Below are 18,862 nucleotides of genomic sequence, written 5' to 3'. Positions count from 1 at the left end.
TGAATCATAATGAGTTCTATAATCTAAAATATCTTTTTGAATCATAATTTCTCTGGCATAATCGCTTATAAGTTTATAGAGCAGAAGAATTATGACTATTAGAAGAAGTGCCGTGGTCAAGATAGATACCCGTCTAACAAAGACAATAGTGTCCATATAGTAATCCATCTTCTCCATAAAGACGAAATGACCTATTGGGGAGTTTTTATAATCCTGCAGAGCATATCCGCGATAGAGCAGATAATCGCTAAAGTCTATTTTTACTATATAGCTGCTTTTCTCTATAATCTGCTTATCAACAACATCGGCAATCGAGACATCTTTATCACGTGATGTATCAAATTTCAGTATCACGTACTCATTTGTAAATTCATCGAAGTAATCATTTACATTCTCATCATACATATACATCGGCGCTGCTGCTTTTTTGGTTATGAGCAGCATAGGAGTGTTTAAATTTAAAATAGATAATCTCGACATAAGATATTTTATATCCACTCCAAACTCAAATACACCTATATGCACCCCATCTTTAAAGACAGGAAACATAACCCTATAAAAGAGTCCGTGTTTTCCTGATTCTACCCCGTACTGCGCTTCTTTCGTCTCATTGGTTCTAACTATCATCTTACGAAAACTTTGAAGGTTGCCGCCGAACTGCTCAGGTTTGTTCATGCGTAAAAAAGCATGCGTATCCGTTGTATAAAAGTTCATAATATAAAGATATTTATCGCTTCTCTTTAAGCTTTTGTAAATCGGTTCACTCAGCTGATATAACTTTTGACGATCTGCGTTTGCAAATGCATCTAAGATTTTTGGGTCCAAGAGCAGCTCTTTTGCATAGTTGCTATATTTTTCCCTTAGCTCGTTAAAAATAGTTCCAACAAGATAGTTTGTGTCACACTCTTTTTTCTCTATAGTTGTTTTGAGTACATTCAAGTATTGATAATGGTTCAAATAACTATGAACCAAAGAGCTCACTATCTGAATCAGCAAGATGCTTACTACAATTTTTTTGCTAAATTTCATTCTCACTGCTTGGGGTTAATTTTATATATTTATTTATTATAATACTAAAATATAACAACTTGCTTAAATTATAAGTTCCAATAAGCTTTTAACAGTTTAAAAAATATAAAAAAACAGCTATATATTAAAACTCTTACCGATAAATATAGTACAATTTGGCATGGACGTGCATAACTTTTTTTTAACACTCTTTCTTATACTGATAGCAGCGAGGATATTGGGCGAACTTTTTGCAAGAGCTGGGGTGCCTTCAGTTCTTGGCGAACTTTTTGCCGGAATACTTCTTGGCTCCTCTGTTTTGGGCATTGTAGAGCCAAATGAAGTCCTAAAAATATTGGCAGAAATCGGTATTATTTTACTTCTTTTTGAGGTTGGTTTGGAGACAGATTTTACGCGCCTCAAAAGTGCAGGAGCGAAATCTCTCGTAGTCGCAATCCTTGGTGTTATTTTGCCTTTTAGTTTTGGATTGTTCACGGCATACTACCTCTTTGAACTCGCTTTTGACGTCTCTCTTTTTATAGGAGGAACGCTTACTGCCACTAGCATAGGCATCACGCTAAGAGTCCTCAAAGATATCCACATGGAAAACACAAACATTGCCCAAATCGTGATAGGTGCGGCAGTTATTGATGACGTCATAGGGATTATTCTTCTTGTTTTTATCTATGATTTCTCTGTCTCCCATGAGACAAATTTTGAGCATACTCTCTCAGTTGCGGGAATGGTTGTTACGTTTTTACTCCTAGCACCCGCTTTTGCAAAAATCATATCGTATGCAATTCATAAGTTTCACGCCGGTCATTTGGTTCCGGGATATATACCGACAATCATCATCTCTCTTATTCTTCTTTTTTCATACCTCTCTCATCTGGTCGGTGCACCTGCAATTCTAGGCTCTTTTGCAGCGGGAATTGCTCTATCTAGAAGGTTTTTTCTCCCTTTTGGGGCATTTTTAAGCTCAAATGAGCCGCTGCTTAAAGAGGTAAAATCAAACATGACGCCTATCATCCAGATATTTACGCCCATCTTTTTTGTTATGGTCGGTCTCTCCGTCGATCTTAGTATCATCGACTTTTCCTCCTCCTCTTTTTGGATAATGGGGCTCTCATTTATCTTTATAGCCTTCTTTAGCAAGTTTATAGGTGCTTTTTTTATCATACAAAAGTGTGCCAAAAACAATGCGCTCATAGGAATCTCTATGGTTCCACGAGGAGAGGTGGGTCTTATATTTGCAGAGATGGGCAGAGTCAACGCTATTTTGCCAAATGAGATCTACGCGATGCTTATTTTTGTAATCATCATCACAACCGTTGTGCCCCCATTTTTGCTTAAAAAGTATTTTAAAGGGGAGTGTGTCTAAGCGGTATGAAGATTTTTTTTAAGCGCAAAATTAGTAACATTTCTCTACTCTACAAAAAATTATTTATAAAGAACCGAACATGTCAAATAGATTAAAACTAGAAGATTCTCCATACCTACAACAACATTGTGACAACCCTGTAGATTGGTATCCGTGGTGCGACGAAGCCTTTGAGAAGGCAAAAAAAGAGAACAAAGCCATCTTTATCTCCATCGGTTACAGCTCATGCCACTGGTGTCATGTTATGGAGGAGAAGGTATTTGAAAATCAAGAGTGCGCTGATATCTTAAATGAGAGTTTTATCTGCATAAAGGTTGACCGCGAAGAGCGTCCTGACATCGACAAACACTATCAAGAGGTCTACATGCTACTAAACCGCAGAAGCGGCGGCTGGCCGACCTCTATATTCTGCACGCCTGAGAATAAGCCCTTTTTTGCGGGGACTTACATAGCACCGCAGTCTCGTGAGGGGAGCGTTGAGGGGATGGGGTTTATTGAATTAACCAAACTTATAGCCGAAAAAGTCTCTTCAAAAGATGAGCAGCTGCTTAAAAATGCCGATGAGATTGAGAGTTTTTTAAACCACAAAGAGCTTCCAAAAGAGGCAACCGTTTTAAAAGAGGATTTTGTTAAAAACTTTATGCTTCAGGTAAAAAACAACTATGAAACACTCTACGGCGGTTTCTCGGTCGCTCCGAAATTTCCGCATGTAAGCACGCTTGGAACACTTCTGGTTATAGACAAACTCTACGGCGATAAAGCGGCAAAAGCGATGATTTTAAATACGCTGCAAAACATGAAAAAAGGGGGCATATATGATTTGGTTGACGGCGGATTTTGCCGCTACAGTGTTGATGATAAATGGCTCGTTCCGCATTTTGAAAAGATGCTCTACGACAACGCCCTACTCTGCGAAATATATACAAACGCCTACCTCACATACAGTGACGAGAGTTTCTTACATGTAGCAAAAGAGATTGCGGATTTTTGGCACAACCATATGAGCGAAGACACGCTCTTTTACAGTGCGAGCGATGCTGACAGTGAGGGCGAAGAGGGAACATACTTTATATACGGCTACGATGAAGTTTATAAACTGCTCTCAGACAACGGATACACAGATATTGATGAGATTTTAGACCTTCTCAGTATCAGCGAAGATGGAAATTTTGAGGGAAAAAATATAGTCAGATTAAAAGGCGAAGATGTACCCAAAAATTTTGAAAATATAAAATTTCTGCTCCGTGGGTTAAGAGCAGGCAGAGAGTATCCATTTATTGACAAAAAAATCCAAACCTCTTGGTCAAGTATGATGATAAAATCTCTCTTTAACCTCGGCAAGATTGATAACACATATAAACAAAGTGCAATAAAAAGCCTCGATGCGCTTCTTAAGACTATGTTTATTGATGGCAAACTATATCACACTACGCTTATTCATAAAACTCCAAAAGTGGAGGCATTTCTAGAGGATTACGCATTTTTAGCTCAAGCACTTATCGAAGCATTTAACTCTACGCAAAATGAGTTATATCTTATCCGTGCACAGCACTTCGCAAATATGGCGTTAGAGAGATTTTACGACAAAGGAACATGGAGATTCAGCATAGGAGAGCTTGAGACAAAAGCTGAAATCTCGGACAACACATACACAAGTCCGGTCTCTATCATGGTAGATGTTCTGCTCTCGCTCAGTACACTTCTAGAAGATGATAAATACAGCCACTTTGCGTTTAAAACGATGGAGTACAACTCCTATGAATTAGGAAGACGACCAGTTATTTATCCCTATATGTTGCGCCAGATACTAAGGTATCTAAAGGGTGAGAGGGTTATAAAATCAAACCAAAAAAAGCTTGAAGCCAATACGCTTGAGCTAGCTTTCTTAGAGTATCCGTTTATCCAAAAAAAGGCTTCTGAGGATGAAAACTTTATGGTTTGCGGCAACAAAAGCTGCTTTGCAAATACGGACGACATTAACAAAATCAATGATATAATAAAAAAAAGTTTTTAAGGATTTGTGATGAAAAATATTATTATAGTGGCAATCTTGGCGCTTGGAACTATGAGTGTTTTTACCGCTTGTGAGAGAAATGATTATCAACACCCTCTTCACAGAAAGTAGAAAAAGATTTGAATAGCATGAAGCTTGGCGTAAACATCGATCATGTAGCGGTTTTGAGAGAGGCTAGACGTGTAAATGACCCTGACATTTTGAATGCTCTTTATGCTGCATGTCAAAATGGCGCAGATCAGATTACTATCCACCTAAGAGAAGACAGACGTCATATTCAAGACGTCGATGCCTACAATATTATGAAGCACTCTGCCCTTCCCGTGAACTTAGAGTGCTCCATCAACAGAGATATCTTAAATATCGTAACAGATTTAAAACCCCACCGCGCAACTTTGGTTCCTGAAAAAAGAGAAGAAGTCACAACGGAAGGCGGGCTTGACGTCTTTGGCTATGAAGATGAGATTGCTTATGTGATAGAGCTTCTTCACGACTACCTTATCCCGGTTTCGCTCTTTATCGACCCAACCATTGAAGCGGTTGAAATGTCAAAAAAGCTTGGAGCGGAGATGGTTGAGCTTCACACGGGGAGTTTTGCAAATCTATTTGCGATGCTCAACTCGTCACTCTCTCACTCAAACCACTCACTAAAAGAGCTTGAACTTCCTAGAAACGAGCTCGCAATTAGGCTTGAAAAATCTATCGCTGAGATTACCGCAGTCGCGAAACATGCCAAAAAGATAGGGCTGGAAGTTGCCGCAGGACATGGACTAAACTACCATAATGTTCATGAGATGATGAAGATTGCGGAAATAACGGAGTTAAACATCGGTCAGAGCATTGTTGCAAGAAGCGTCTTTAGCGGCTTGGCTGAAGCTATAAAAGAGATGAAGAGACTCACTTCAAGATGAGCAAAAAGCGCATTGCAATAAGTGTCGGCGACTTAAACGGTGTCGGCATTGAAATAGCCCTTAAAGCCCACAAAGAGGTCTCCGCACTCTGCGCTCCCATCTATTGCATAAACTCCTACATGTTAAATCAGGCTTGCGAGCTTTTGGATGTTTATATTCCCTCCGATTTTCTCTTGCATGAGGTTGATGGAAGCTTCAATATAAAAGAGGGGTGCGTTGACAAACATGCGGGAAGATACTCCTACGACTCATTTTTGAGCGCCATCAAACTTTGCGAAGCAAAAGAGGCTGATGCTGTTGTAACGATGCCAATTCACAAAGAGGCGTGGATGTTAGCTGGTCTGCACTACAAAGGGCATACGGATGTGCTTCGCGACTATTTCAAAAGAGATGCCATTATGATGCTTGGGTGCGAGAAGATGTTTGTTGCTCTATTTACCGAACATATTCCGCTAAAAGATGTGGCTTTTGCAGTGCAGTATAAAAAGCTAAAAGAGTTCTTTTTAACTCTTCATAACTCAATACCAAATGAGAGCGTGGCAGTTCTTGGTCTTAATCCTCATGCGGGTGATAACGGAGTGTTGGGAGATGAAGAGCTAAAAATTACAAAGGCTATCAAGAGTGCAAACAAAAAGATAGGTTTTGAGCAGTTTGTGGGTCCCTTAGTGCCTGACACCGCTTTTGCGCCGCATGCCAGAGAGAAGTATAGATACTTTGTGGCAATGTATCACGACCAAGGGCTGGCACCTCTAAAAGCGCTCTACTTTGATGAGAGTATAAATGTCTCACTTAACCTACCAATAATCAGAACATCGGTAGATCACGGAACTGCGTTTGACATTGCCTACATGGGCAAAGCAAACACTCTTAGCTATATAAATGCAATTAAGAGCAGTATACTGATGTTACGCACAAAAACGAACTCGTCCGTTTTAGCGGCAGGGACAAATGTCCCTACAACCCCCTAAAGCTACCCCTATCTTTCGGATATGGGAGAAAAACTGACACTTTATGTTTTTTTTATGTTCTATACTACTCTTTTAACGGTTCTACATTACAAAGAATAGCTTCTATCTTAGTTTTAAATGCTATCCCTGCTTCGCTCCATGTTTTTCCCTCATGAAGGTCAAAACATGCTTTGTTTATTGATGAGAGAGCATCGCCTGCGCTAAAGTCTAAAATATCAATACTCCCTTTTGCTTCAAAAATACTATCACTAAAGCTGTATTTCATAGGAACAACTTTTTTAACTCCGTTCATCTCAATCTCTACATCAACAACGCCTGTTCTTGGAGCATTTTTTACTCTCTTATCAGCTTTGATGTCTACGATTTTTGCTTTGATGTTTTTATCACTCATCATGCTAAAGAAAAATTTAGCAAGTTTCTCGTCACGCCCCTCATTCTTTGAGTTTACGCTCGAAGTATCAATTACAACAGATGAACCTACTAAGATTGAGCGAAAATTCTCTCCGCTTTTTGCAACAGGAGTGTAAGTTACACTGTCAAAAACTCCGCCTACACCTACCTTTTTCTCTGTTTTATAGCCTGTCCAACTAACCTCAACAGCACCCACTTGAGCCAACTCACATCCGCTTTTTTGGCTTGCATTTGCACCTGATACTAAAATAAGAACCATAAGTGCTGAGATAATCGTGTTTTTCATTTTTAATCCTTGACATTATTTTGAGGGAGTATATCCTCTATTTCTTTTTAAACTTCTCTCTTTTGAAAAAGAACTTTATTTTTAAAGTTATGTTTAATTATAACAAGACCGAGCTTGGCTGCGAGATACTCAAATGTCTGCAGATTGAAAAACCCGATATGCGTTATGTCACGAATATACCACCACTCTAAAAACTCTTCGTCATCAGCTGGACGAAAGGCGGTCATAAGCAAAAGATAACCGTTTTTTTCTACATGCAAGAGTAGCTCTTGTAAAACTTCAAGTGGATTTTGCAAATGTTCAAACACCTCCGTAGAAACAACGAGGTTATATTTTTTATCTTTATAAACCTTTTTTGGAAAGTAAAATAGGTCATAGCCGTCACAAACTATACCTTCTCTTTGCAATAAAATAGGCAAAACCTTACCCTCTCCGCATCCAAAGTCAAAGGCGCTTTTTATCTCTTTTTTATATGGCATGACAAACTCTTCTATGAGATCTTCAAACATCTTAACATAGCCGAGAGACTCAAGATTGTTGTCATGTTTATCATAATGTTGTTTTTCACGCACTTCATCAACATAAAAAATCTCATCAAGAAAAATATAGCTACATGTCGGACATTTATGGTATTTTTTTTGATTTTTTGTCTTGATTATTTGAGTTGTGACGCTACCGCATATTTTACATTTTTTCATAAAAACAATAATAACATTTTTTCAATTTAGATATACTTTTGGCATGAACTATATCCTCTTTTTTACTGCTTTTATCGGTGTCTTCATCCTGCTTAACATGTACATAAGTAAAAGACTTGTAGCAAAACTTGATATAAGCCAAAAAATCAAACGCTATCTTCGTATATTTCTTATCATTAATCTTATCGGCATTTTATGTTATATGCTTGCCAGATACTATGTAAATACTCCGAGCTGGCTCTATTTTCTCTTCTCCGTTCCTATCGGCGTACTCTTTTTGCTTTTTTGGAGCGCTGTTGTTTACGATATTTCAAGGCTTTTACTCTCCTTTGCTCCAATCTCACAACAAAGAAGAAATTTTTTAAAAAAATCGCTTGACGTTACATCTATGGCTGCCGCAGCGACTTTGACGTTAAAATCTATCTACAATGCAAAATTTGTAGAGGTTCAAAAGGTTACCATAGAGATAAAGAACCTAAAAAAACCATACAAGATTATCCAACTTAGCGATATACATATTGGTGGACTTATAGATAAAAGTTTCATAGAGGAGATTGTGCAAAAAGCAAACGCTCTAAATCCAGACATTGTAGTAGTAACAGGCGATTTAATTGACGTAGATGTCTCAGCTGCAAAAGAGACGCTAATGGAACTTGCAAAATTAAATTCAAAATTTGGAACATACTATATCGTTGGAAATCATGAATATTTTCATAACGTAGAAAAAATCATAAACGCTGTAAAATCTCTGGGTATTAGAGTTCTAGAAAATGAAAATGTCTATACAGGAGAGGAGGGAGAAGGTTTTAACCTTGCAGGTGTTTATGATGTAATGGGGTATAGAACAAAAACATATATGCCGGATTTGCACAAGGCTCTTAAAAACACCAAAGATGCCCCTACTCTACTTTTGGCGCATCAACCGAGATTTATTTATGAAGTTACAGGCGGGGTTGATTTGATGTTAAGCGGGCATACTCACGGCGGGCAGCTCTACCCTTTTAAGTTTTTAGTCCAACTGCAGCAGCCTTATGTAAGCGGTCTGCACAGGCACAATGAAAACCTGCAGATATATGTAAATAAAGGAACGGGTTTTTGGGGACCGCCAATGAGACTGGGTGCAAGTTCAGAGATAACAGAGATAGTTATCACTCCTTCAGCTTTATATTGAACATTTTATCCTATAATACTTGCATTATTTAGCAAGGCGAAAAAGGAGACTAATATGCACAATAAGCACTCTATCCTTGTTGTTAATGATGAAACAGATAGCATTAATACCCTCACAAATCTACTAAAAGAGTACACTCTGATTTCGCTAAAAGACAAAACAGAGATCATCGATAAACTTGCGGAGGATGGTGCCATTGATCTTATTCTCCTTGATACGATGACTCATAATATAGATGGATTTGAGATATGCAGACTGCTAAAAGAGAATCCAAAAACAACGCATATTCCCGTAATATTTTTAAGTGCCAAAAATAAACCCTCAGACATCCAAATGGCTTTTGAGGCGGGGGGCGTGGACTACATAATAAAACCTTTTAACCCAAATGAACTTCTCTCACGTGTTAACACACACTTAAAACTAAGAGCCTATGAAAAAAATCTGGAATCAAGAGTTCAAGAAGAGATTCAAAAAAACAAAATAAATGAGCAGATGATTTTCCAGCAGTCAAAGCAAGCCGCTTTGGGTGAACTTTTGATGCATATTGCCTATCAGTGGAAGCAGCCCTTGGCGTCTCTTGAATCGATCAACAATCTTATGAAAAAAAAATTTCAATCTGATACGGTTGTTAGCAAGGATGAGTACCTTAAATCAATTAAGCGCTCTGAGGATATCATAGAATTTATAGAAGAGACCATAGAGACTTTTAAAAAATTCTATACTCCATCAGCCGATAACAAAGAGTTCTTTCTTGCAGATGCCGTTATCGACATCTTGACAATTATTGAAGGAACATTCTATTTTGATGATATAAAGATATATATACTCTCACATGAAAAAGAGCCCGTATATGGTAATGTAAACGAGTTTTCACAGGTAATTTTCGCGATTTTAAACAACTCAAGAGAAGTTTTGAAACAAAGAGAGATTTTTAATCCAGAAATCCGCATAGAGATTGAGAATAAAAAGATAACCATAATGGACAACGGCGGTGGCATACAGGACAAATCTTTTGAGGACATTTTTCTCCCCTCTCTTGGTACAAAAAATAGCTCCGGAGTCAGCCTCTATTTGGCAAAAGTTCTTGTTGAAAAAAACAGCGGAGTTATAACTGCCTCCAATGGAAAAGACGGTGCAGTTTTTACAATAGAATTTTTAACATGGATAGATTGATAAACCCTATCTCTTTTTAAAAATAAGAAGCGTTTTATCTTTTGTATCATAAAGCGAAAAGGTCTGTTTCTCTACAAGCTTTAAAGAAGAGAGCTTCTCAAAAGCTCTGATTTTGTGAAAATATTGGACTATCGTATCTTGATGTTTTGTATATGTTGAGTTGATGTTTTTTTCAAAGAGAGTAAACTTTGTATAGAGTTTTTCATCCTCAAAGACGGCATCCACAACTAAAAACTCTTTCTCGTTTTCACTGCTCATAGTACCCTCAGCTACATCGCTAAAACCGTACAGAGTGTTTATATCTGCTATAAAAACTCCATCATCATTTAGTCTTGCCTCAACTGCATCTAAAAAGTTTAAAAGTTCTTCTTGATTTAAAAAGTTCAGCACGTCAAATATAGCCACAACCGCATCATACTTTCCGCCCTCATCGGCTATATCTATACACTCTGCATCCAAACCTTTAGCTCTGCACTCATCAACCATAACTTGGCTTAGGTCAACTCCCTTGCAGACTACTCCATCGCTCATCATACGCTGCATAAATCCGCCGCGTCCGCATCCCACATCAAGAAGTGTTTTTATCTTATACTCATCAAGCTCTGAGCGGTAGAGGTCATAAAGCGCCTCGGTAGCCTCTTCGATGCCTAGGAGATGTTCGGCTTTTGCGTAAAGGTCAAGATTTGTCATTTAGCTTTTTGTTCCGCTTGTACTACGCTGTTTATCTTTTTGTATATATCGAGAACTTCATCTTTTTTTGCAATGTAGCTGTTTTTGTTTGCAATCAAATAGGTAGAAGAGGTCATAATATCCTGCACCACCTCTAAACCGTTTTGCTTCATAGTAGTTCCGGTCTCTACCACATCAACTATCATGTCGGCAAGTCCGATAAGCGGTGCCAACTCAATTGAGCCGTAGAGTTTTATAATGTCAACAGAGACCGCACGTTCCTCAAAATAACGTTTTGTAATATTTACCATCTTTGAGGCAACTTTTATCTCAGGTTTGTTCAAGTCAAACTTCTCGCCCTTTTTCATCCCAATGGAGACCTTGCAGATACCGCGCTTTAAATCAAGCAGACGGACAACGTCTAAACCTTGCTCCTCTAATGTGTCAAGTCCAACGACACCTATGTCGGCTGCTTGATGAAATACGTATGTTGCAACATCCTGATTTCTAACAAGCAAAAAACGAAACTTGGGCGTCTCTAAAATCAACCTTCTGTCATCAAAAGCAAAATTCTCGCCGAATATTGTCTCAAAAATCTCTAGCGTCTCTTGCGCTATGCGTCCTTTTGGAAGTGCAACTGTTAACATATATTGACCTTTTTCATAATATTTTTCATCCCTTTAAAAAGCAGAGTCTCGTCTACATGTGAAGCTGGAAATATCTTTGCAAACACTGCAGCATCTCCGCCTGTGAGATATATATCCATCTTGTATGATTCTACTTCGCCCTGAAGCAGCTTTAGATATCCGTAGCTTATCGCATCACGCGAATTTTTCGGCATTTTATCCAAATCAAGCTCAAAGTTAAATGAGTAGCCGAGCACATCCGATATATTTTTGTAACACTCGCTCATTGCTCTGAGCCCAGGGTAGATAAAACCGCCCTCAAATCTGCCCTCTTTTACCACATCTACCGTAACGGCACTTCCGGCATCGACTACTGCGCCCTCTTCTATCGCCTCACATGCCATGATTCTGTCAATTCCCATCGTCTCGTAGTACTTTTTTCTATCTACATACTCTGAGAGGTCAATCCAGTTTTTAAGAGGCTCTAAAAGCTCTTTTACCTGCTTATTTACGCAGATATAATAGACCTGTTTTTTTATGGACGAGGGGTCAAAAAGTTTTGCATCTTTTTTATAACTGTGCCCCTGCTCAAAAAAGTGGTAAGTTGTATTTCCTATATCACAAAGAAGCATTATTGAATCTTCCAGCCTTGTGCCAGAAGCGCCTCTTTTGCTTTTGAGCAGATAGGCGCATCTATAAAGATAATTTTGTGTTTGAAGTTATGCCCATAAAAAAGAACCAATTTTGCGTATATCTCCTCAAATTTATGCACATCTTTTATAAGGAGCTTGCTCTTTTGTGTTATCGCAAAAATTGCCCAAAAATAGCCGGCGACATCGGTGGCTTTAAATATTTTTATTCTGTTTCTAACACCCAAATCTCTTGGTGCAATCTCTTGCATCTTCTTATAAATCTTCCCTTTTTTTCTAAGAGAATCAACTACGCTCTGCATAACTTCGCCTTTATCTAAAAAATGTATTCTATCAAAATATTGCTTTAGCCATAAAGTATAACTCCAAAAAATCTTTGCTATAATTCGAAAATGAAAATTATAAAAAGCAAACTAAATTACGCAAAATCATACACTCTGCTAGATATTGATGCACTTGCTGTGGGGGCTGTTACACTTTTTGATATTTTTATAAAAAAAGAGAGAGAGACTATATTGTCATAATTGAAGCAGGTACGGCTCTCACACAAGCTTTATACGACAAACTAAAAAAGCAAGATGCCCTCTATATAAACAAAAAAGATGAAGATAAACAGATACTCTCATGTGAGACCTTGAAGCACTATATAAAATATAATAAAGATGACCATAAAAAAAGGCTTCAACTACTTTATGAAGTAAACAACCAACTTTTTGAAATTTTTATGATAAATAAAGAAAATAGACTAAATATTGGGTGCGTTGAGCTAATAATTGATGCTATTATTTATCTCTTAAAATATGATGATGCCTTTATAAAAAATACTATGCCGCATATGCTAAGTGACTACATGCTTGAAAATCACTCTCTGCACGTCGCCATCTATGCTTTGACTCTGGGTTATAGACTAAAATTTAGCGATGAGCAGCTCTTAAAACTAGGCTCTGCCGCTCTTTTGCATGACATTGGGATTAAAAGAATAGACAAAGATATTATATATAAAAAAAGAAGTTTGTCACCTAATGAGACCGCGCTGGTACAAAAACATAGCCAATATAGCGTCGAAATACTAAAGCAGAACAAAATCCATGACCCCTATATAATAGATGCCGTTATGCACCATCATGAATGCTATGATGGCACGGGATATCCAAATAGACTTACAAAAGATGACATAAGCGACTTTGCCTCTATTTTATCAATCTGCGACGTATTTGACGCGCTTACAAACAACAGACCATACAGAGCGCACTACTCATCATTCGATGCACTTAAGATGATGATGAGAGATCCAAGCATGGTCAATCGATTTAATCAATCTTATCTTCACTTGGCGCTTAAACTTTTGTAAAAAAAGTTATAATTATTAAGTTTTATATATTTTATTATAATCAAAATATATATATGTTATAATCTCCGCTTAATTAAACAGATTTAAGGATATGTATGAAAAAAATACTTACTTTTATGTTCATAGCAACAATCGGCGGTTCCCTTTTAAATGCCTCGCAATCACTAAATCTTGAGAGTGCGCTAGAGATATTAAAGTCTCAAAATTTAGAGATAAAAAGTGCGCAGATAGATATAGAGAGTGCATTGCAAGATGCCAAAGCTGCTTCAGCAAACCACTACGGTAAACTTGATTTTATTCAAGATTTTGCAAGAAGTGATGATGCAGGAAATGTATTTGGGTTTAAACTAAGCTCGCGAGAAGCTACTTTTGGGGATTTTGGGGCAAATGAGTTTATGAACAATATGGGACAGCCAGACCAATACACAACTCCACCAAATGACTTAAACTACCCCGGCTCAAGAAACTACTTCCAAAGCAAACTAAAGTATGAAGTGCCTCTATTTACCGGTTTTATGATCTCAAACTACGAAGAGATAACTGAGTCGGTCATAAAAATAAAAAAACTTGAGAAGTCAAAACTCTTAAGCCAAAAGATTTACGAGACCAAAAAGAGTTTTTACGATATGGCTCTTTTGGAGGAGTCGATATCCAACCTTGAAGTCATCCTCGGCAACATTCAAACGCTTGAAAATATGACAAAAGAGATGATAAAAGAGGGGTATGCAAAAAGAACCGACCTTTTAGAGGTAAAGTCAAAAAAAGGCAATGTTGAAAGGCTTATCTCTCAAATGGAGTCAAACAAAGAGTTACTCTACCACTACATCAGTTTTTTGCTTAATCAAAAAGTAACCTCTATCCAAACCCCCTCCATCGAGACAAAAAGCGTAGATGCTTCTGCGCAGGAGATAGTGGAGAAAAACTTAGACATAGAGATGGCAAAAAAGGCGCTAGATATCAAAAAGAGTATGGTAAAGGTATCTGAAGCTTCATACTACCCTACACTTGGAGCATTTGCCGAAGTTTCCACCGCAGACGACACCTTCTTGGGTGAGGCGAATGATCACAAAGCATATACCTTAGGTGCAAGGCTCTCATGGAACATCTTTAGCGGCGGCTCAGACAGCGCGAATGTCGAGAAGTCAAGACTTGAGTATATTAAGATGCAAAACCAGCTAGAGCTTGCAAACAGCGGCATTGAACTTGCAGCACAAAAGATAATAACCGAGATAAAGAGTCTTGAAAAAGATATTGATTCTCTTAAAAAAGAGCTTTTACTGGCTCAAGAGATATATAAAAACTACGAAGCAAGATATAGAGAAAAGCTCGCTTCCATGAGCGATGTCATAATCAAGCAGTCTGAAGAGATACAAAAAACGCTTCAACTGCAACAGACCATCAACCAAAGAAACGAGAGAGTTTTCGCACTTGAAAAATTAGCAAATGGAGAGAATAGATGAAAAAACTACTACTACTTTTAGGCATAGCAGCCTCACTTATGGCTGAGGGAATTACACTCTCAGGCGCCGTAATTAGTGATAACAAAAAGATGATTACAAGCCGTTTTATGGGTTTTGTTACAGACGTTAAAGTCTCAGAGGGCGATGAAGTAAAAAAGGGAGACCTTCTCTATACTATTGATTCAAAAGAGATAGATTCGGCTCTTATTCAAGTAGAACTTGCAATCTCACAAGCACAGCTCAGTCTTCAGATGTATCAAAATCAATACACGAACGTTAAGCTAAACCTTGAGAGACATAGGAGACTACTAGAGAAAGATATGGTCTCAAAATTTGAGGTCGAAAATCTCGCACTTGCAGAAAATAACCTTGCACATATGATAATTATCTCAAAAAAGCAGGTGGCTCAAGCGCAAGCGCAACGTGAAGAGGTAAAAAACCAGTACCGCTACCTAAATATTACCGCACCAAACGACGGGGTAATAGTTAGCAAAAATGTCAATGTTGGGGAGATGGCAATGCCGGGGATGCCTGCGCTTGAGCTCTCTGATCTCTCAAACCTTAAAATATCTGCAGAGATTAGCGAAGACAACTTAAGTCTCATACAAGAGGGGAAAAAAGTTGTAATAAATATTCCATCACGAAACATAAAAACCATTGGTACCATAAGTGCAATCATACCGAGCTCAAACCCTATGACACACTCATTTAAAATCAAGATCTCTTTTAAAAATGTTTACAAATCCATCTATCCCGGCATGTATGCTACTATAGTTATAGAGTAGGGGAAAAGTATGAACAGCTATAAACCGACAGATATTGCAGGACGACTTGCCGCGGGGTTTTTAAGAAATCCTCTCACTATTGTTCTTGGTATTTTTTTGCTCGCCATCGGCTATTTATCGCTTAACATCATGCCTCGCGAAGAGAATCCGCAGATGGTTGTAAGCGGTTCAACGGTCATTGTGGCACTTCCCGGAGCTAGTGCGGCGGAGATACAAAAAGTCATAGTAAAACCATTAGAGAGAAAACTAAAAGAGGTCAAAGGGGTTGAGAATATCTCCTCAATGGCGATGGATAACGTAGGTATTGTAAACGCGGCATTTTATATCGGGGAGAAAAAAGAGGATTCAAACCTAAAAGTCTATGACAAAATAATGCAAAATGCAGATATGTTTCCCCGGGGCGCTATGAATCCTATAATCAAGCCGCTTGACATAGATGTCGACATACCAATCGTATCGGTTGCTTTTTACTCAAAAGACAAACAGATGAGCAAAACTGAGCTCTACGACAGAGTCAAAGAGATTCAACACCGTATCAACGGACTGGCAAATGTAGCGGTTACGGAGGTAAAAGGCGGAGACAAACAGCAGTTCAATATTGAAGTGGACCTCAATAAACTCTCAGGCTATAACATCTCTATGGGACAGATTGTTCAAGGAGTCCAATCTCTTGCATACAGTGTTCCGGCAGTAAAAAACAGAACAAAAGAGAATGAGATAATTATGCTTGGTGTCAAAAATGCAATAGAGAGCGCAGAAGATATAGGCAATATAATCATTGCAACCTACATGAACTCGCCCGTATATCTAAGACAAATTGCAAAAGTAACACTCTCCCATAATATACAAAACTTTAAATCTGCGACCATTAGCAAAAAGGGTGAAAACGGAGAATTCTCTCCTCTTCTAAACCAGGTAACACTCAGTGTCTCAAAACTTCAGGGCACAAATGCGGTAATAATTGCAGATGCGGTAAAAAGCGAGCTTGAGAACTCAAAAGAGTTTTTTCGCAAGAACGGTATCGGGTATGTAATTACTAGAAACGACGGACAAAGAGCAAACGAAGCGGTTAACGAACTTGTATACCACCTTCTTTTATCCATTGTAATCATTGCAATCTTGCTTATCTTGGTGCTTGGATGGAGGGAGTCTCTCATTGTAACCTTTACGGTTCCTGCAATTCTGGCGATAACGCTTTTTGTTGCCTACTTAAGCGGACAGACCATAAACAGGATAACGCTCTTTGCGTTTTTACTCTCGCTTGGACTCTTAGTCGATGCGGCCATTATTGTAATAGAGAATATTCACAGACACCTTCACTCAAAAGAGGCCCAACATGAGAGCATTGATGATATTATGATCAAAGCTACCGATGAGATCGGACCGCCGACAAATATAGCAACACTGGCTATTATTATGACTATGGTACCGATGGCATTTGTTGGGCAGATGATGGGACAGTTTATGAAACCTATTCCTGCGAATGTTCCCGTGGCGCTTATTGCATCTCTCTTTGTTGCATATATCTTTACACCCTATTTAGCGACTAGAATGCTGAAAAAACCGGATTTTCACTCTGAGGAGAAGAAGCATGTTTAAAAAATTTCAAGATGCGGTATTTAACGGAATACAGAGCCCCCTTCAAAGGAACTTGATCCTTTTTGCAACTCTTATAGCTTTTATTCTCTCGGTCTTAATGATAGCCCCTAGCAAAATGGTTTTAGCAAAGATGCTTCCGGGAAAAAACAATGATACATTTACTATCTACACAACTCTGCCTGAGGGAAGCTCGATTGAACAAACAAGAAGAGTAACTGAGTGCGTGGCAGGTTTTATAAAACAGGAGAAAGAGGTTGAAGATTTTGAGATATTTTTGGGCATGGGCGCACCTCTTGATTTTGCCGGTCTTATCAAAGGTTCACACTTTAAAAACTCGGAAAATGTGGCAGAAATCGTAGTAAATCTCTCCGAAAAACATCACAGAGAAGAACCCTCATACTTTATGGTTCAAAGAATGAGACCCGACATCCAAAAAAGCTGCTCTACTATTTATGACAAAACAACCATCACTTTTGTTGAACCACCCGCAGGACCTCCTGTTTTGGCGGCTATTGTAGCAGAGATATACGGAGATGATGCAGATGGAATCAGAGAGCTCTCAAACAGAGTCTCAGAGGTGTTTAAAAAAACTAAAGGTCTTGTAGATATTGAAGTTATGCAAGATGAGATTTACGACACTTTTGAGGTAGAAGTGGACAGCACAAAAGTATCACTCTCCGGCATCAATGTAAAACAGCTCAACGACATACTCTATCTTGCATTTGAGGGGATGCAGATTGCTGTAAAAAACTCAGATGTTGCAAACGATCAGATTCCTATCTATTTATCGCTTAGTCTTGAGTTTAAAAAATTCTCATCAAAAGATGTTAATGCCATCAAAGCAAAACTATCCTCTTTGAAACTTATGAATCAGATGGGGATGATGACGCCCATTACGGAGTTAGTAACCATTGTGCCTAAAAAATCAAACCCAATGATTATGAGCAAAAATCTGCACCGGATGACAAACGTCATGGCTGAAACTAACATGGTTTCACAGGTTTATCCGCTTATGGAGGCAAGAGATACTATTTTGGACACATTTAGCGACAGGTATGAGATCGAAAAAACAGGTCTCTTCAACCTTAAACTGACTGACAAAAGCTCTCAAAACGTCTATAAGTTGATTTGGGACGGAGAGATGGAGGTAACACTAGACACCTTTGTAGAGCTCGGTGCTGCATTTATTGCCGCTTTGGTTCTTATCTTTTTGCTTATGGTTATCTACTATAAAAGTTATACGCTTAGCGGCATAATCCTCCTAGGTTCATTCCTCTCAATCATAGGGGTCATTGTCGGTCACTGGATAATGGATCTATTTACTGCAGACACTTTCTTCTTAACCGCTACATCCCTTATAGGTTTTATAGCGCTTATCGGGATAAGTTCAAGAAACTCTCTGCTTCTGATTGACTTTACGGCTTCACTAATGAAAGAGAGTGGCATGCAAAAGGCCCAAGCAATCGCCTATGCGACCGCAACACGTGCAAAACCGATTTTTCTTACAGCTGCGGCGATAATACTTGCATCAACTCTTTTAGCTGGAGATGCGGTATTTGGAGGTCTTGGTGTTGCTCTTATATTTGGAACAGTTGCGGCGGTTATTGCTTCACTAATGGTTGTGCCGATACTTTTATACAGAGCCGACTTAGAGAGACATTTTGATTTGAATAAAGGGGAGTGATTTCTCACACATCTTAA

General features: G+C 38.5%; 18 protein-coding genes. 11 read left to right on the top strand and 7 right to left on the bottom strand.

Annotated features, from left to right (window positions below):
* A partial coding sequence (locus IBX42_RS02685; protein ID WP_294928413.1) for a cache domain-containing protein occupies positions 1 to 1,029 on the bottom strand: 1,029 nt, incomplete at its 3' end.
* 160 nt (positions 1,030 to 1,189) lie between these two features.
* Here IBX42_RS02685 and IBX42_RS02680 point away from each other — a divergent pair.
* The 4 genes from IBX42_RS02680 (at position 1,190) to pdxA (ending at position 6,282) form a co-directional block, all read left to right on the top strand.
* Positions 1,190 to 2,389, top strand: coding sequence for a cation:proton antiporter (locus IBX42_RS02680; protein ID WP_294928410.1), 1,200 nt, complete (start codon positions 1,190 to 1,192; stop codon positions 2,387 to 2,389).
* A 79-nt stretch (positions 2,390 to 2,468) separates the two neighbouring features.
* Positions 2,469 to 4,403: a thioredoxin domain-containing protein gene (locus tag IBX42_RS02675; protein ID WP_294928407.1), complete on the top strand. Its 1,935-nt coding sequence runs from the start codon at positions 2,469 to 2,471 to the stop codon at positions 4,401 to 4,403.
* A gap of 128 nt (positions 4,404 to 4,531) precedes the next feature.
* Positions 4,532 to 5,314: a pyridoxine 5'-phosphate synthase gene (locus IBX42_RS02670; RefSeq protein ID WP_294928404.1), complete on the top strand. Its 783-nt coding sequence runs from the start codon at positions 4,532 to 4,534 to the stop codon at positions 5,312 to 5,314.
* On the top strand, positions 5,311 to 6,282 hold the full coding sequence (gene pdxA, locus IBX42_RS02665; protein WP_294928402.1) for a 4-hydroxythreonine-4-phosphate dehydrogenase: 972 nt from the start codon (positions 5,311 to 5,313) through the stop codon (positions 6,280 to 6,282). The genes IBX42_RS02670 and pdxA overlap by 4 nt, the downstream gene beginning before the upstream one ends.
* A gap of 64 nt (positions 6,283 to 6,346) precedes the next feature.
* On the opposite strand, the gene IBX42_RS02660 is transcribed toward pdxA, so the two are convergent.
* Both IBX42_RS02660 and IBX42_RS02655 read right to left on the bottom strand, forming a co-directional pair.
* Positions 6,347 to 6,979, bottom strand: coding sequence for a YceI family protein (locus tag IBX42_RS02660; protein WP_294928399.1), 633 nt, complete (start codon positions 6,977 to 6,979; stop codon positions 6,347 to 6,349).
* A 47-nt stretch (positions 6,980 to 7,026) separates the two neighbouring features.
* Positions 7,027 to 7,677, bottom strand: a complete 651-nt coding sequence (locus tag IBX42_RS02655; protein ID WP_294928396.1) for a class I SAM-dependent methyltransferase — start codon at positions 7,675 to 7,677, stop codon at positions 7,027 to 7,029.
* Positions 7,678 to 7,720: 43 nt separating this feature from the next.
* Here IBX42_RS02655 and IBX42_RS02650 point away from each other — a divergent pair, with 43 nt between their 5' ends.
* On the top strand, positions 7,721 to 8,848 hold the full coding sequence (locus IBX42_RS02650; RefSeq protein WP_294928393.1) for a metallophosphoesterase: 1,128 nt from the start codon (positions 7,721 to 7,723) through the stop codon (positions 8,846 to 8,848).
* 54 nt (positions 8,849 to 8,902) lie between these two features.
* On the top strand, positions 8,903 to 10,021 hold the full coding sequence (locus IBX42_RS02645; RefSeq protein WP_294928390.1) for a hybrid sensor histidine kinase/response regulator: 1,119 nt from the start codon (positions 8,903 to 8,905) through the stop codon (positions 10,019 to 10,021).
* A 6-nt stretch (positions 10,022 to 10,027) separates the two neighbouring features.
* Here the strand turns inward: IBX42_RS02645 and IBX42_RS02640 are convergent, their stop codons facing one another.
* The 4 genes from IBX42_RS02640 to IBX42_RS02625 are packed head-to-tail and all read right to left on the bottom strand — an operon-like array spanning position 10,028 to position 12,268.
* Positions 10,028 to 10,711: a class I SAM-dependent methyltransferase gene (locus tag IBX42_RS02640; protein WP_294928387.1), complete on the bottom strand. Its 684-nt coding sequence runs from the start codon at positions 10,709 to 10,711 to the stop codon at positions 10,028 to 10,030.
* Entirely contained in the window at positions 10,708 to 11,337 is a 630-nt protein-coding gene (gene hisG / locus IBX42_RS02635; protein ID WP_294928384.1) for an ATP phosphoribosyltransferase, read from the bottom strand. The genes IBX42_RS02640 and hisG overlap by 4 nt, the downstream gene beginning before the upstream one ends.
* Positions 11,331 to 11,948 carry a type III pantothenate kinase gene (locus tag IBX42_RS02630; RefSeq protein ID WP_294928381.1) on the bottom strand — a complete coding sequence of 206 codons (618 nt, stop codon included), beginning with the start codon at positions 11,946 to 11,948 and terminating at the stop codon, positions 11,331 to 11,333. The genes hisG and IBX42_RS02630 overlap by 7 nt, the downstream gene beginning before the upstream one ends.
* Complete coding sequence (locus tag IBX42_RS02625) at positions 11,948 to 12,268, bottom strand: hypothetical protein (RefSeq protein ID WP_294928378.1); 321 nt, start codon at positions 12,266 to 12,268, stop codon at positions 11,948 to 11,950. The genes IBX42_RS02630 and IBX42_RS02625 overlap by 1 nt, the downstream gene beginning before the upstream one ends.
* A gap of 332 nt (positions 12,269 to 12,600) precedes the next feature.
* Here IBX42_RS02625 and IBX42_RS02620 point away from each other — a divergent pair, with 332 nt between their 5' ends.
* The 5 genes from IBX42_RS02620 to IBX42_RS02600 all read left to right on the top strand — a co-directional run bounded on the left by IBX42_RS02620 (position 12,601) and on the right by IBX42_RS02600 (position 18,845).
* Positions 12,601 to 13,317: an HD domain-containing phosphohydrolase gene (locus IBX42_RS02620; protein ID WP_294928375.1), complete on the top strand. Its 717-nt coding sequence runs from the start codon at positions 12,601 to 12,603 to the stop codon at positions 13,315 to 13,317.
* 95 nt (positions 13,318 to 13,412) lie between these two features.
* The gene (locus IBX42_RS02615) at positions 13,413 to 14,777 is read left to right on the top strand and encodes a TolC family protein (protein ID WP_294928372.1); all 1,365 of its coding nucleotides are present in this window, start codon (positions 13,413 to 13,415) and stop codon (positions 14,775 to 14,777) included.
* Positions 14,774 to 15,562, top strand: a complete 789-nt coding sequence (locus tag IBX42_RS02610; RefSeq protein ID WP_294928369.1) for an efflux RND transporter periplasmic adaptor subunit — start codon at positions 14,774 to 14,776, stop codon at positions 15,560 to 15,562. Before IBX42_RS02615 ends, IBX42_RS02610 begins: the two co-directional genes overlap by 4 nt.
* 9 nt (positions 15,563 to 15,571) lie before the next feature.
* Positions 15,572 to 17,161 (top strand): efflux RND transporter permease subunit, encoded by a 1,590-nt coding sequence (locus IBX42_RS02605; protein WP_294928366.1) that lies wholly within the window; start codon positions 15,572 to 15,574, stop codon positions 17,159 to 17,161.
* Positions 17,154 to 18,845, top strand: coding sequence for an efflux RND transporter permease subunit (locus IBX42_RS02600; RefSeq protein ID WP_294928363.1), 1,692 nt, complete (start codon positions 17,154 to 17,156; stop codon positions 18,843 to 18,845). Before IBX42_RS02605 ends, IBX42_RS02600 begins: the two co-directional genes overlap by 8 nt.
* Positions 18,846 to 18,862 lie beyond the last annotated feature (17 nt).

It is taken from the genome of Sulfurimonas sp., assembly GCF_014859695.1.
Lineage (GTDB): Bacteria > Campylobacterota > Campylobacteria > Campylobacterales > Sulfurimonadaceae > Sulfurimonas.
Note: the sequence above shows the minus strand (reverse complement) of the source record. Positions and strands in the feature narration are given on the sequence as shown.

Excerpts from the sequence above, each read along its gene's own strand:
- IBX42_RS02680 (WP_294928410.1), top strand. The coding sequence starts at position 1,190 with ATGGACGTGCATAACTTTTTTTTAACACTCTTTCTTATACTGATAGCA.
- IBX42_RS02675 (WP_294928407.1), top strand. The coding sequence starts at position 2,469 with ATGTCAAATAGATTAAAACTAGAAGATTCTCCATACCTACAACAACAT.
- IBX42_RS02670 (WP_294928404.1), top strand. The coding sequence starts at position 4,532 with ATGAAGCTTGGCGTAAACATCGATCATGTAGCGGTTTTGAGAGAGGCT.
- pdxA (WP_294928402.1), top strand. The coding sequence starts at position 5,311 with ATGAGCAAAAAGCGCATTGCAATAAGTGTCGGCGACTTAAACGGTGTC.
- IBX42_RS02660 (WP_294928399.1), bottom strand. The coding sequence starts at position 6,979 with ATGAAAAACACGATTATCTCAGCACTTATGGTTCTTATTTTAGTATCA.
- IBX42_RS02655 (WP_294928396.1), bottom strand. The coding sequence starts at position 7,677 with ATGAAAAAATGTAAAATATGCGGTAGCGTCACAACTCAAATAATCAAG.
- IBX42_RS02650 (WP_294928393.1), top strand. The coding sequence starts at position 7,721 with ATGAACTATATCCTCTTTTTTACTGCTTTTATCGGTGTCTTCATCCTG.
- IBX42_RS02645 (WP_294928390.1), top strand. The coding sequence starts at position 8,903 with ATGCACAATAAGCACTCTATCCTTGTTGTTAATGATGAAACAGATAGC.
- IBX42_RS02640 (WP_294928387.1), bottom strand. The coding sequence starts at position 10,711 with ATGACAAATCTTGACCTTTACGCAAAAGCCGAACATCTCCTAGGCATC.
- hisG (WP_294928384.1), bottom strand. The coding sequence starts at position 11,337 with ATGTTAACAGTTGCACTTCCAAAAGGACGCATAGCGCAAGAGACGCTA.
- IBX42_RS02630 (WP_294928381.1), bottom strand. The coding sequence starts at position 11,948 with ATGCTTCTTTGTGATATAGGAAATACAACTTACCACTTTTTTGAGCAG.
- IBX42_RS02625 (WP_294928378.1), bottom strand. The coding sequence starts at position 12,268 with ATGCAGAGCGTAGTTGATTCTCTTAGAAAAAAAGGGAAGATTTATAAG.
- IBX42_RS02615 (WP_294928372.1), top strand. The coding sequence starts at position 13,413 with ATGAAAAAAATACTTACTTTTATGTTCATAGCAACAATCGGCGGTTCC.
- IBX42_RS02610 (WP_294928369.1), top strand. The coding sequence starts at position 14,774 with ATGAAAAAACTACTACTACTTTTAGGCATAGCAGCCTCACTTATGGCT.
- IBX42_RS02605 (WP_294928366.1), top strand. The coding sequence starts at position 15,572 with ATGAACAGCTATAAACCGACAGATATTGCAGGACGACTTGCCGCGGGG.
- IBX42_RS02600 (WP_294928363.1), top strand. The coding sequence starts at position 17,154 with ATGTTTAAAAAATTTCAAGATGCGGTATTTAACGGAATACAGAGCCCC.